Here is a 13,387-nt window from a genome sequence, read left to right on the forward strand (position 1 = left end):
TCAGTGCGTTTAACTTGACAGTGGGAGTCATACCAACGCCCTAATAATGGGCAAAAAATTGTTGGCTAAAATGTTGAGGAACGAAAACAGCCAACTGTTTTTTGTCCTTATTAATTAGCTTGTTAGCAAGCTATTTAACCACAAGTTTAACGGATTTACCTACATTAAGTCTGTGTGATACCAGAAATATATCTAATGTTAAATTTAATGGCTCTATCTTTGATTTTTGAGGCTCTAGCCAAGGGAATACCAATTTCATTACTCCATTATTTATACGTCCAGTCATGGGCGTATCCGGAAATATTAAATCAGGTTGTTTTCCTTCGGTGAGTCTAACGTAAACACCAAAATCTGAAATTTTATATGAACTGCTTTCTGGAAGAGATACGCTTAACTCTATAACTCCGAAATCAGAACAAGCTGAACTTAGTTTGCCTGATCCCCGAGACAAACTACTTAATTCCACTACTGGCTCTGGCACTAGCTCCCAAAAGTAACCGTTTTCGGGTTGTTCAAGGGTAACCGCATTCCAACTATCGGGAATTGGGGTAAACATTCTCCAACCAGCAATTGAACAGGAAAGACTGTTGAATGAGACCAGATTACAAAGTAGTAAAAATAATAGTGAGTATTTCACCGAGCTTTCCTTGCTTGCTAACTTTTAAATAAGGGGCGCAGGCACGCAGGGCATAATGGCGAAGCCGCCCCGCGTGTATGCGTCCCAGCCCGCGCAGCGGGCGAGCTTGATTTTTTTGTTATACACAAGGCTACTCCTTAATAAGTTTAAGCACTTCACTGTTTTCGGAGTCGAAGACAGATAGCGATGTGTCATTTAACTTGATTGTGACGAATACATATTTGTCTTTGTAGCCATTGTACATTTCCCCAACCCACTCAGCTTCTGTTGATTGAACAATATTTTTGATGATTGTGAGGCCAGAGTTTTGTTTATGAGTCTGGTGTTCTTTAACACTTGCTACACCAGTTGTTAAATTGAATTCGATTAGAGCTGGTTTTGTTGCATGCTTCCAAACGCCTTCTATTGTTGATGAAGCAAATGCACTTATCGTTACTAAATAGGTGCCTATGAAAACAGAAAATAGAAGAGACGTTTTGGTTTTATTCACTTTAATTTTCCTGATTTTGCGCATTGTGTATAACAATTTTGTCTACGACATTTGTCGTTTTATAAACCGACAAATGTCCATATATTACAATGCATTTATCTTAACCATCAAATAAACACCTGTAAACAATTAGTTAACTGAAAATTATTTTTATTCAGTGCGAAAATACACCGAAATGGTGGAGATCAGTAATATTGGACAAAACAATATACACTGTCTATATATACAGTTAAATTTTACTAGAGATTCATATCATGAAATCACCTTTTTTAACTATGATAGCCGAACAAATGTATCTAAAGCGTTATGCTAAAAGTACCATTAAAGCGTATTTATACTGGATAGCTTCGTTTATTCGTTTTAACTCTATGAGGCACCCAACAACGATGGGAGATAATGAGGTCGAACTTTTTTTAAATCATTTAGTCAACCAACAAAATGTTGCTCCTAATACTCAAACACAAGCCTTAAATGCGTTGAGCTTTTTATTTAAAGAAGTGATTAAAAAGCCACTCTCATTATCATTAGGTTTTATTAAGAGCAAACGAGCAACTAAACTACCGGTAGTTTTAACGCAGCAGGAAATAAATAATTTTTTTAAAGTGTGCTCTGCGAAGCATTATTTACCCTGTGGACTACTTTATGGCAGTGGTATGCGATTAATTGAGGTACTGCGTTTACGAGTACACGATATTGACTTTGACTATAACTGCATTCGAATTTGGGATGGCAAAGGAGGTAAAAATCGTGTTGTAACGCTTGCAATAGAGCTCATGCCGCAATTACGTTCTCAAATACAATTAGTTGATAGTTACCTGCAATTAGATCTGAAAAACCCCTTATATAGCGGCGCTTACATGCCGCATTTATTACGTAAAAAATATCCAAACCATAACAAACAATTAGGGTGGCAATATTTATTTTCATCACATAAATTAAGCATTGATCCTGAGAGTAAGCAGCTGAGGCGTCATCATATTGATGAAAAGCAATTACAACGCGCTGTTAAACAGGCTGCTGACGATGCAAAAATTAGGAAACACGTTACACCACATACCTTACGCCATTCATTTGCAACGCACCTATTGCAAAGTGGCGCTGATATTCGCACGGTTCAGGCACAATTAGGCCATAGTGATGTGCGAACAACCCAAATATATACTCATGTTTTACAACAAGGAGCCAATGGTGTTGTAAGCCCATTTTCGAGATTATAAAACCAGCAAAAGTTTTAATTGTGTGTCACGCGTTAAAGTACGCCTTATACAAAAATAGCGCCGATATGTATGAAGCCGATTCTTACACAATGAATTTCACTGCGAATTAATATCTCAGCTTTTACCTTTAACCTCGAACCTTTTCCTAAAACAAAAAAACGCTGTTCGTTAAAACAGCGGCTTTCTTTCTAAATCTTACAGCTAAAAAATGACAGCTAGTACTTTAAACTTTCCCAATCACTTCAAGTCCACCCATGTATGGGCGTAATACTTCTGGTACTATTACTGAACCATCGGCTTGTTGGTAGTTTTCTAGTATGGCTACGAGTGTACGGCCAACCGCTAAACCTGAGCCATTTAGTGTATGTAATAACTCTGGCTTTTTAGCACCTTCACGGCGAAAACGTGCTTGCATACGGCGCGCTTGGAAATCGACCATATTTGAACAAGACGAAATTTCGCGGTAGGTATCTTGTGCCGGTAACCATACTTCTAAGTCGTATGTTTTAGCTGCGCCAAAGCCCATGTCGCCCATACATAAAATTACTTTACGGTATGGTAGTTCTAGCGCTTGTAAAATTTGCTCTGCGTGGCCTGTTAGCTCTTCAAGCGCTTGCATTGAATCTTCTGGTTTTACTAATTGTACTAGTTCAACTTTATCAAACTGGTGCTGGCGAATTAAGCCGCGTGTATCGCGACCGTAGCTGCCCGCTTCACTTCTAAAACACGGTGTGTGCGCAGTTAAGCGAATCGGTAAATCGCTTTCTTCGTAAATCTCATCGCGTGCGCTATTAGTCAGCGGTACTTCTGCTGTTGGGATTAAGCTAAAGCCAGCTTGTTGTTCACCGTCGTCGTTTACTAGGCCTAATGTATGGAATAAATCGCCTGCAAACTTAGGTAATTGGCTTGTACCGTAAAGGCTTGCGCTATTTACTAAGTACGGTACATACATTTCTGTATAGCCGTTTTTATCTGTGTGGGTATCTAGCATGTATTGCGTAAGTGCACGGTGCATACGCGCTACTTGGCCGCGCATTACTGTAAAACGTGCGCCACTAATTTTAACGCCCATTTCAAAGTCTAGGCCGTTTAGGTCTTGCCCTACGTCTACGTGATCTTTTACTTCAAAGTCGTACTTTTTAGGCGTGCCCCAGGTAAGCATTTCAACGTTGTCCTCTTCATCAACGCCTTCTGGTACTGATTCGTCTGGCAAGTTTGGAATTGCTAAAGCAATGTCGTTAATGGCGTTGAGTACTTCGTCTTGCGCTTTTTTAGTGGCGTCTAATTCGCTGCCTAAATTTGCCACTGCGTCTAGTAGAGGTTGTGCGTCTTCGCCTTTTGCTTTTGCTTGGCCAATGGCTTTAGCACTGGCGTTACGTTGACTTTGAAGCTCTTGCGTTTTTACTTGTAATGTTTTGCGTTGTTCTTCAAGTTCTGTCACTTTTGCAACATCAAGCTCGTAGCCACGAGCCGCTAAGCGTGCTGCAGTTTGCTCAACGTCTTGTCGTAAATATTTAGAATCTAACATGTTAGTTTTTTAACCTTTTTGCATTACCAGCTGAAGGCCCAGCCAAGCCATAAAAATACAGATCATCACATTTAAGATGATATTGAGGGCCATTTTAATAAAGTGACCTTGTTGTAATAACAACAACGAGTCCATTGAGAATGTTGAAAAGGTGGTTAACGCACCTAAAAAGCCAATACCAATAAGGGTTTTAGCGGGGCTTGTGGCGATAATTTCTTTCTCTATCAAACCGTACAAAATGCCCATTAACAATGAACCCAGAATATTAACCGTCAACGTGCCAAAAGGGAATCCCCTACCAAGGAGTTTTAGCATGGTTTCGCTAATAAAAAAACGTAAACAGGCTCCTGAGGCGCCGCCAAGGGCGATCATCATATAAAGTTTAATCATTTTCGTATCGTTTAAGTGGGCTTTGCGCGTCGCGTTCTTTTAAGTAATCAAGCTTTTGCTTAATTTTTTGCTCAAGGCCGCGATCGCTCGGTAAATAATAGTGTTTGTCTTGAATTTCTTGCGGTAAATATTTTTCACCGGCGGCAAAGGCACCCTCTTCGTTATGTGCGTAGCGATACTCGGCGCCATAGCCTAAATCTTTCATTAGGTTTGTAGGCGCATTTCGTAAATGCTCTGGCACTGGGTAACTTGGCTCGTTTTTGGCATCTGCCTTTGCTTGGTTAAATGCCATATAAACGGCATTACTTTTAGGTGCGCTGGCTAAATATAAAGTGGCTTGAGCAATGGCGCGTTCGCCCTCGCTTGGGCCTACACGCTGAAATATATCCCATGCATTTAACGCCACTTCCATTGCCCGTGGGTCGGCGTTACCTATGTCTTCTGTGGCAATGGCAAGTAAACGCCTTGCTACATAAAGAGGGTCGCCGCCACCGGCTAAAATACGGCAATACCAATACAGCGCGCCATCGGGTGAGCTGCCTCGTACTGATTTATGAAAAGCCGATATTAAATCGTAAAATTCATCGCCGCCTTTATCGTATTTAGCTAAATGAGTTGGCAGTACTTGGCTTAATACGTGCTCATCTACGTTGTATGTGCCGTTTTGCTCACTCGTTAAATCAACCGCTTGCTCAAGCAGGTTTAATACTTTACGGGCATCGCCGCCGCTTGCTTGGCAAAGCGCCTGTTTGGCATTATCGGCAATAACAATGTTTTTTTGGTTTAGTTGCTCATCTTGCTTGAGTGCGCGCTCTATCACTGTGTATAGGTCGGTATCGGCTAGCGACTTTAAAACATACACGCGTGCACGCGACAAAATAGCGTTGTTAAGTGCAAATGAGGGGTTTTCGGTTGTCGCGCCTACAAATATAAAAGTGCCGTCTTCTATGTGAGGTAAAAATGCATCTTGCTGCGATTTATTAAAACGGTGTACTTCATCCACAAACATTAAGGTGCGCTGCCCGCGGCTTTGTAGGTTATCGTGCGCTTGCGTTACGCTGTCGCGAATATCTTTTACGCCTGCGGTCACAGCCGACATTTGTATAAGTTCGGCATCGGCGTGGTTTGCAATAATTTGCGCAAGGGTGGTTTTACCTACCCCAGGCGGCCCCCACAAAATTAAGCTGTGGCAACGCCCTGCAACAATGGCTTGGTGCAAGGGCTTGTCGCTACTTAGTAAATGCTGCTGACCTATGTATTCGTCAAGCGTTGTTGGGCGCATGCGCGCCGCAAGTGGGCGTACATCGGGCCCAAAGTTAAAGCCTAAATTATTCACCGTTACTCTGATCGTCTATTTCTACACCCTCTGGTGGGGTAAATTCAAAGGTGCTTGTATCAAGCGAGGTATTTACTTGTGCATTGTTAAAACTAAACGACGAAAGCTGACCAGAATTATCCGTCACAACTAACTTAGCAAGGCCTTGCTCGTTACCTGCAAAGGTAATATCAAGTTGCTCTACTTGGCTTTCTACGCCTTTATTTGGCGTTACACTAAAGCCAGAGTCTGTGGCTTGAACACTGTATTTTTCCCATTGTGCGGGATCTTTTGAAGTAAGCAGTACAAACGGTGTTGAATCTATAAGGCTATGGGTATCCATAATAGTTACTTGCTCAGCAAAGCTGTCGAAGTAATAGGTTTTGTCACCATTTGATACAAATAAGGTATCGTCTGGGTTTGTTTGCTGCCAGCGGATCATCATAGGTTGTTTAAGGGCAATTGTGCCCTCGCCTTGCATAACCGCTTGGCCTTGTGGATCGGTTACGTTTTGAGAAAACTGCGCTTTAAAACTTTTAAGGGTTGCGAGTTTGTCTTGCAGTGCTTGGCTGTCATCAGCAAAGCTAGGCGTGGCAATTAAACTGCCAAGCACTAATAATAAACTGTTTAACTTTTTCATTAATTTGCTCCATTAGGTACTAATACATCGCGAGCGCCGTTATGGCCTGGTGAACTCACGATACCCGATGTTTCCATTTGTTCTACTAGTCGTGCTGCACGGTTATAGCCAACACGTAATTTACGTTGTACTGACGATACCGATACTTTGCCGGTTTCGATTACAAACGCAACGGCTTCGTCGTATAGCGGATCTGACTCTTCATCTGCATTTTCACTGGTTTCACCTGGTAATAAAACATCTTCTGTTGCATCACCATTTAAAATCTCATCAATATAATTAGGTTTACCGCGTGCTTTCCAATCGTTTACTACCGCATGTACTTCATGGTCGTCTACAAATGCGCCATGCACACGCTCTGGTACGCTTGTGCCTGGCGGTAAGTAAAGCATATCACCCATACCTAATAGGTTTTCGGCGCCTTGTTGATCCAATATGGTACGCGAGTCTATTTTGCTCGACACCTGAAACGCCATACGCGTAGGTATATTGGCTTTAATTAAGCCGGTAATTACATCTACCGATGGGCGCTGTGTTGCAAGCACTAAATGTATACCTGCGGCACGTGCTTTTTGCGCAATACGGGCAATAAGCTCTTCAACTTTTTTACCTACAATCATCATCATGTCGGCAAATTCGTCTATTACTACCACTATGCTCGGTAGCTTATCTAACTCGTCTGGGCCTTCTTTCATGCCGTCGGTGTCTTTAAATAATGGATCAAGTATTGGGTAACCCGCTTCTTTGGCCTCAAGTACTTTTTGGTTGTAACCTTTTAAGTTACGTACACCCAACGCCGACATTAATTTATAACGGCGTTCCATTTCGCCTACACACCAACGTAGTGCGTTAGCGGCTTCTTTCATGTCGGTAACTACTTCACACAATAGGTGCGGAATACCTTCGTAAACCGAAAGTTCAAGCATTTTCGGGTCAATCATGATCATACGAACATCATCAGGGCCCGATTTGTACAGTAAGCTTAATATCATTACATTAACGCCCACTGACTTACCTGAACCTGTGGTACCCGCTACCAGTAAATGGGGCATTTTACCTAAATCGGCACACACAGGTTGCCCTGCAATATCTTTACCTAACACCATGGTTAGTGGCGATGGATTTTGCTCAAATTTAGGGGCGTTAATTACCTCAGATAAACGTACAATTTCGCGGTACTTATTAGGCAGCTCTATCCCTATGTAAGTTTTACCTGGGATCACCTCAACCACACGTACGCTAATTGCCGATAACGAACGGGCTAAATCTTTTGATAAACCAGTAATTTTAGACACCTTTATACCCGGCGCTAAATCAAGCTCAAAACGTGTTACAACTGGGCCTGGGTATACGCCAACCACTTTTGCTTGTACGTTAAAGTCGAGTAATTTTGTTTCAACAAGACGCGATACACTTTCAAGCTCTTCTTCCGATATCGGGTTTTTGGCTTTATCCGGTCTGTCGAGTAAATCAAGCGACGGTAATGGCCCTGGCGGTGGCTCTTTATCTAGTAACTCTTCAAACTTTTCTTTTGCTGTTGGCGGAGGCTGATATGCAGGTTTTGGCTTAGGCATAGGCCTTGCTGGCGATACCACCGTGGTAACCGGTTTTTCAGGCTCAACAACTTGGCTTTGATCAAGCGCGTTGAGTGCAGCTGCTGTATCCATAGGCTCATCATCTATGGCGCTAAAGCCAATTTCTTGGTCGAGTATATCGTCTAACTCATCAAATGGGCTGTAGTCATCACTAATTTGCGGCTCGCTAAAGGTAGGCTGCTCTTTAGTAATGGCTTTTTGTTTAGCCGGTTTTTTACTTTTTGCAGGCTCTTGTTCAAATTCTGATGATTGCTCGAGTGTGGTATCGCTTTGCTCATAATCGTCAAGGTCATCATTAAATTGCGCATCGGCTTGTACCGGATTTGCCGCAATACGCTCTCGTTGCATCCAACCTTGGGCGTAATTAGCAGTGTAACGGTAGCCTCTAACCACTAAATCGCCGAGGTAGTCTACAAATTCAACCCACGACACACCGGTTAATAAAGTAAGCCCAGCAAAAAAGAAGCACAATAATAGTATAGAGGTACCGGTAAAGTTAAATGCTGGCATCATGGCCGATGCAATCACATCGCCCACTACCCCACCGGATGAAAAGTTATAAATATCATCAAAGTTAATACTGCTGATTGCCGTTGCTGAGGTAATAAATAAAGCAAAGCCAATAACACGCAAAGCAAGTGTGGTGTAGTCGAGCTGTAAAATACGATGAGGTTGTTTAAATAATAAATAGCCAAACAGCTGAATAGCGGCCGGCACTAAATAAGCAAGCCAACCAAATGACAGTAATAATATATCGGCTACCCAAGCACCGGCAGTGCCTGTAATATTTTTTACGTTTCTAAATTCACCCGTTTGCGACCACGCAGGGTCAGCGGGATCAAAGCTGATTAAAGCACATAAAATGAATATTGCCGCAAAGGTACTGATGATCAGCCCTGTTTCTAATAGTCTTTGCACACCGTTTAGGCGCATAACTTCCTATCCCTCTTTATTGTTCTATTGGCACTTGCTTGCAATCAAATACCTTAGCAGGAAATGCAATTTGATGCACTTTATCTTAATGTGTATGGCCTGATTATGAACAAGTTTTTATAAATTAGAGTGTGTTTATCTTTTGCGGTTAAATTTAGGCAATGTAAGGGCGAATTATTACGCCATCTTCACCTTTTACTTCTTCCATTACTACATAGGTCCGGCTTTCACTCACGTTTGGCAGCTTTAAAAGAATGTCGCCTAGTACACCGCGGTATTCTGACATATCGTTTACGCGTGTTTTTAATAAAAAATCAAAATTACCCGATACCAAGTGACACTCTATTATCTCTTCGTGCTGTTTAACCGCCGCACTAAACTCATCAAATACGTCGGGCGATGTTTTGGTAATGGTTACCTCAACATACACAGATAAGCCTTGGCCAAGCTTTGCTGGATCAACCACCGCTTTGTAGCCAAGTATATAACCTTCACGTTCTAACTTTTTTACGCGCTCCAGACAGGGCGTGGCGCTCAGGCCAACTCGTCGGGCCAGTTCTACATTAGAAAGGCGTCCATCGTGCTGTAATTCCATTAAAATTTTACGGTCAATTCTATCTAATAACTGATGCATACACCCAACTAGTTTAATATTCTGTTTATTTTTATTATTTAGATAATAACACTGCCTAGCCTTTTAAAAAAGGTGAGACACACTGCCTTATGATGAATATAATAGTGAAAAATGTTAATCCGTTCTTAATAAGGCAAATTTTATGATTATTGGTGTACCTAAAGAAATTAAAAACCATGAATACCGTGTAGGTATGGTTCCTGCGAGTGTTCGTGAATTAGTAAATCACGGCCACCAAGTGATTGTTGAAACAGATGCAGGTATGGGCATTGGTTTTACTAACGAAGATTACACACAAGCTGGCGCTGAAATTTTAGCAACTGCAGCTGATGTTTTTGCAAAAGCAGACATGATCGTAAAAGTAAAAGAGCCACAAGCTGTTGAGCGTGCAATGCTACGCGAAGATCAAATTTTATTTACTTACCTTCACCTTGCACCTGATCTTCCACAAACTGAAGACCTTGTTAAAAGCAAAGCGATTTGTATTGCTTACGAAACAGTGACTGATGCACGTGGCGGCTTGCCGCTTCTTGCACCAATGAGTGAAGTAGCAGGTCGTATGTCTATTCAGGCCGGTGCACAAGCGCTTGAAAAATCTAACCACGGCCGTGGCATGTTACTTGGTGGCGTACCAGGCGTTGAAGCAGCTAAAGTAGTTGTTATTGGCGGCGGCATGGTGGGTCGTAGCGCAGCGCAAATGGCTGTTGGCATGGGCGCAGACGTTGTAGTACTTGACCGCAACATTGATGTACTTCGTGCACTAGACGCGCAATTTGGTAACAAAGTTAAAGCGATTTACTCAACAGCTGACGCACTAGAAAAACACGTACTAGAAGCTGACTTAGTAATTGGTGGCGTACTAATTCCAGGTGCTGCAGCACCTAAACTAGTAACAGCCGATCACATTAAAGCAATGAAGCCAGGCTCTGCAATTGTTGATGTTGCTATTGACCAAGGTGGTTGTATTGCAACTTCTAAAGCAACAACACACGCTGATCCTACATACATTGTTGATGAAGTTGTTCACTACTGTGTTGCTAACATGCCAGGTGCTGTACCACGTACTTCTACCTTTGCACTTAACAATGCAACATTGCCGTTTATTATTAACCTTGCAAACAAAGGTTACAAAAAGGCACTACTAGATGACGCGCACTTCTTAAAAGGCTTAAACGTAATTAAAGGCCAAGTAACTTACAAAGAAGTAGCTGAAGCGTTCAACATGGAATATGTTGACCCTCGTACTGCAGTAGAAAACGCGTAATTTTGCGTTTAGTCGTTAGGTGTTATTAAACAAAATAGTTACCTAACTACAAACAATAAAAAAGCAGCTAATTAGCTGCTTTTTTTGTATCTAAATTTTGACTATATAAATTAATTTATATAAAACGCTTAATTATAAAATCAACTTTTACGCGTTTAGCCTGACCAAGTAGCTTTTTAACCGGTTGCGGGTAATTTTCTACTGTTTCTAAATCATTTGGCCCAGTTAAACGGCGGCAGTGTTTTAAAATTTCCTGCTTTTCGTTATCTATGGCTTGCATAATACTTTGCTGTGGGTCTTCAATTAAAATACCGTTTTCGATATCAAGGCCCCACGCTCGTGGATTAAGGTTATGCCCGCTTAATAAGTGGCGTTGTCGGTCGGCGCAAATACCTTTTAAGTGAAACGAGTTACTCTCGTGCTTCCATAAATACACGTTTAAATTGCCGTTATCTATATGGCGCTTTTGCGATTTTACAAATTTATGCAAAATAGTTTCGTATAAATACGGGAGTGCACCAATTTTACTAAACGGCTCACTTGGCGGCAGATAAAAATCGTTTGCGGTTTTATCACCTACTACAATGGTTACTTGCTTACCTTGTTTTAATAATCGACGTAGTGAGCGCATAAGCGGCGCCGGAAAATTAAAATACGGTGTGTAAAGTACAAGCTCTTGCTCTGTGGTATCAAACAAGTTTTTAATTAATCGGTTAAGGCTATTATTACGACGCCCTAAACCTAAAAACAAACGCACACCGAGTGGGTCGGTATTGGGCGTAGTTGGGTTTGCATAACTGGCCGACTTTAGCTCGCGCATTAATTGCTTTTGTTCAAACTTAAAGTCTATTAAGCGCTTAAGCGGACGTGTATCAATACGTGGCACGGCTTGCGAGCCTATTAGCTTAGACTCAATAAAATCAACCACAGAGTCGCACAGTGCTGCTTGGTCAACTAAAAAGTAACGGTCGAGCCTGTAGCGTTCGTTGTATTGTAAGTACACGTTATTTAAGCTGGCGCCGCTGTATAATAAAGTATCATCTACAACAAAACCTTTAAGGTGTAACACACCAAACAACTCTTTGGCTTTAACCGGTACACCGTAAACTTGTACGTTTGATTTAAATTTTTCTAAATAGTCACAATATAAACTTGCGTTACCGTCTGATTTTTTTGCACCAATAAGACCACGTTGAGCACGATGAAAATCAACCAACACTTTTATTTCAAGGTTGGGGTTTGCCAACGACACACGATGCAGCGCTTCCAGTATTTCGCGCCCTGCTTCGTCATCTTGTAAATAAAGTGCCGTAATGTAGATTCTTTTTTTTGCATTGCTAATTAAACGTAGCAATTGCGTACGGTACTCTTGTGCGTTGGTTAAGACGTTAACGTCTTTTGAAGTCAACCCAAATGCGGGTTTTTCCTGCCAAAATAACATAGTTGCCTATTCACTAAGGTCACATAATCTATCAGTGACAAATAAAATTAGGTAAAACATATCAAAAAAATACTAACGGGTCATGAATTAACGAAGCTTTGTTGTTCATCTGTTTGTTTTTTAGCCTTCACGCGGGCTTTTTTATCGTTCCAGGCAAAGTCAGTACATAATATTGCACAGCTTTTAATTTTGTCAGAAAAAAATATTCACATAATTTGTTTACTTGTGCCTTGTTTTTCTTAGAATCGAAGCCATTAAGTTCAGTATTAAACGTTTAGGAAAAGATCATGACTGAAGCAAAACACTCTAAGTTACTAATTTTAGGCTCTGGCCCTGCGGGTTACACTGCCGCAGTATACGCCGCACGTGCAAATTTAAACCCCGTTTTAATTACCGGCATTCAACAAGGTGGCCAATTAACGACCACAACTGAAGTTGAAAACTGGCCAGGCGATGCGCACGGTTTAACAGGCCCTGCATTAATGGACCGTATGAAAGAGCACGCTGAGCGCTTTGAAACGGAAATTGTGTTTGACCACATTAATAAAGTAGATGTGTCTAAGCGCCCGTTCACGCTTACTGGCGACCAAGGTACTTACACATGTGATGCATTAATTATTGCCACTGGTGCATCGGCTAAATACTTAGGCTTAGAGTCTGAAACTAATTTTCAAGGTCGTGGTGTATCTGCATGTGCTACATGTGATGGTTTTTTCTATAAAGGGCGTAAAGTTGCCGTTGTAGGTGGTGGTAACACTGCTGTAGAAGAAGCACTTTACTTATCTAACATTGCGGATGAAGTACACGTTATTCACCGTCGTGATAGCTTCCGCAGTGAAAAAATTCTTGCTGATCGCCTTAACGAAAAAGCGCAAAATGGTAACGTAGTAATGCACTACAACCGTACGCTAGACGAAGTACTTGGCGATGACATGGGTGTAACTGGCGTACGCATTAAAGATACACAATCTGATGCTACCGAAGAGCTTGATTTAGCGGGTGTGTTTATTGCTATCGGCCATAAGCCAAACACCGACATGTTTGAAGGCCAACTAGAAATGAAAGATGGCTATTTAGTGGTTGAGTCTGGTCTTAACGGTAACGCTACACAAACAAGCGTACCTGGCGTATTTGCCGCAGGTGATGTGTCTGATCATATTTACCGTCAAGCAATTACGTCTGCAGGTACAGGCTGTATGGCAGCCCTAGATGCAGAGCGTTTCTTAGATAACCTATAAACGCTACAAAATTAATAAAGGCTGTTAGTTCAGCCTTTTTTTATGCCTAAAATATAGTTACACTT

Annotated in this window: 12 protein-coding genes; 3 read left to right on the forward strand and 9 right to left on the reverse strand. The window is 41.6% G+C overall.

Annotated elements, in window-relative coordinates:
• Positions 1-130: 130 nt before the first annotated feature.
• A complete protein-coding gene (locus CWB60_RS04310; protein ID WP_138579869.1) occupies positions 131-637 on the reverse strand; it encodes a hypothetical protein in 507 nt (168 codons plus the stop codon).
• 130 nt (positions 638-767) lie between these two features.
• On the reverse strand, positions 768-1,127 hold the full coding sequence (locus tag CWB60_RS04315; RefSeq protein ID WP_138579868.1) for a DUF2147 domain-containing protein: 360 nt from the start codon (positions 1,125-1,127) through the stop codon (positions 768-770).
• A 254-nt stretch (positions 1,128-1,381) separates the two neighbouring features.
• Here CWB60_RS04315 and CWB60_RS04320 point away from each other — a divergent pair, with 254 nt between their 5' ends.
• Positions 1,382-2,344, forward strand: a complete 963-nt coding sequence (locus tag CWB60_RS04320) for an integron integrase (protein ID WP_138579867.1) — start codon at positions 1,382-1,384, stop codon at positions 2,342-2,344.
• 223 nt (positions 2,345-2,567) lie between these two features.
• On the opposite strand, the gene serS is transcribed toward CWB60_RS04320, so the two are convergent.
• From serS to lrp, 6 genes are all read right to left on the reverse strand, one after another.
• Positions 2,568-3,872 (reverse strand): serine--tRNA ligase, encoded by a 1,305-nt coding sequence (gene serS / locus CWB60_RS04325; protein ID WP_138579866.1) that lies wholly within the window; start codon positions 3,870-3,872, stop codon positions 2,568-2,570.
• 9 nt (positions 3,873-3,881) lie between these two features.
• Positions 3,882-4,262 carry a fluoride efflux transporter CrcB gene (crcB, locus tag CWB60_RS04330; protein WP_004586743.1) on the reverse strand — a complete coding sequence of 127 codons (381 nt, stop codon included), beginning with the start codon at positions 4,260-4,262 and terminating at the stop codon, positions 3,882-3,884.
• A complete protein-coding gene (locus tag CWB60_RS04335; RefSeq protein WP_138579865.1) occupies positions 4,255-5,598 on the reverse strand; it encodes a replication-associated recombination protein A in 1,344 nt (447 codons plus the stop codon). The genes crcB and CWB60_RS04335 overlap by 8 nt, the downstream gene beginning before the upstream one ends.
• Positions 5,591-6,217 carry an outer membrane lipoprotein periplasmic chaperone LolA gene (gene lolA / locus CWB60_RS04340; RefSeq protein ID WP_029773538.1) on the reverse strand — a complete coding sequence of 209 codons (627 nt, stop codon included), beginning with the start codon at positions 6,215-6,217 and terminating at the stop codon, positions 5,591-5,593. Before lolA ends, CWB60_RS04335 begins: the two co-directional genes overlap by 8 nt.
• Entirely contained in the window at positions 6,217-8,745 is a 2,529-nt protein-coding gene (locus CWB60_RS04345; protein WP_138579864.1) for a DNA translocase FtsK, read from the reverse strand. Before CWB60_RS04345 ends, lolA begins: the two co-directional genes overlap by 1 nt.
• 154 nt (positions 8,746-8,899) lie before the next feature.
• Positions 8,900-9,379 (reverse strand): leucine-responsive transcriptional regulator Lrp, encoded by a 480-nt coding sequence (lrp, locus tag CWB60_RS04350; RefSeq protein ID WP_004586747.1) that lies wholly within the window; start codon positions 9,377-9,379, stop codon positions 8,900-8,902.
• A 142-nt stretch (positions 9,380-9,521) separates the two neighbouring features.
• Between lrp and ald the strand changes: the two genes are divergently transcribed.
• A complete protein-coding gene (gene ald, locus CWB60_RS04355; protein ID WP_004586748.1) occupies positions 9,522-10,643 on the forward strand; it encodes an alanine dehydrogenase in 1,122 nt (373 codons plus the stop codon).
• Positions 10,644-10,758: 115 nt separating this feature from the next.
• On the opposite strand, the gene pssA is transcribed toward ald, so the two are convergent.
• A complete protein-coding gene (gene pssA, locus CWB60_RS04360; RefSeq protein WP_029772425.1) occupies positions 10,759-12,084 on the reverse strand; it encodes a CDP-diacylglycerol--serine O-phosphatidyltransferase in 1,326 nt (441 codons plus the stop codon).
• Between the two features lie 287 nt (positions 12,085-12,371).
• Between pssA and trxB the strand changes: the two genes are divergently transcribed.
• Positions 12,372-13,322, forward strand: coding sequence for a thioredoxin-disulfide reductase (gene trxB / locus CWB60_RS04365; protein WP_024033489.1), 951 nt, complete (start codon positions 12,372-12,374; stop codon positions 13,320-13,322).
• Positions 13,323-13,387: the final 65 nt, after the last annotated feature.

Source organism: Pseudoalteromonas sp. S327, from assembly GCF_005886415.1.
Lineage (GTDB): Bacteria > Pseudomonadota > Gammaproteobacteria > Enterobacterales > Alteromonadaceae > Pseudoalteromonas > Pseudoalteromonas atlantica.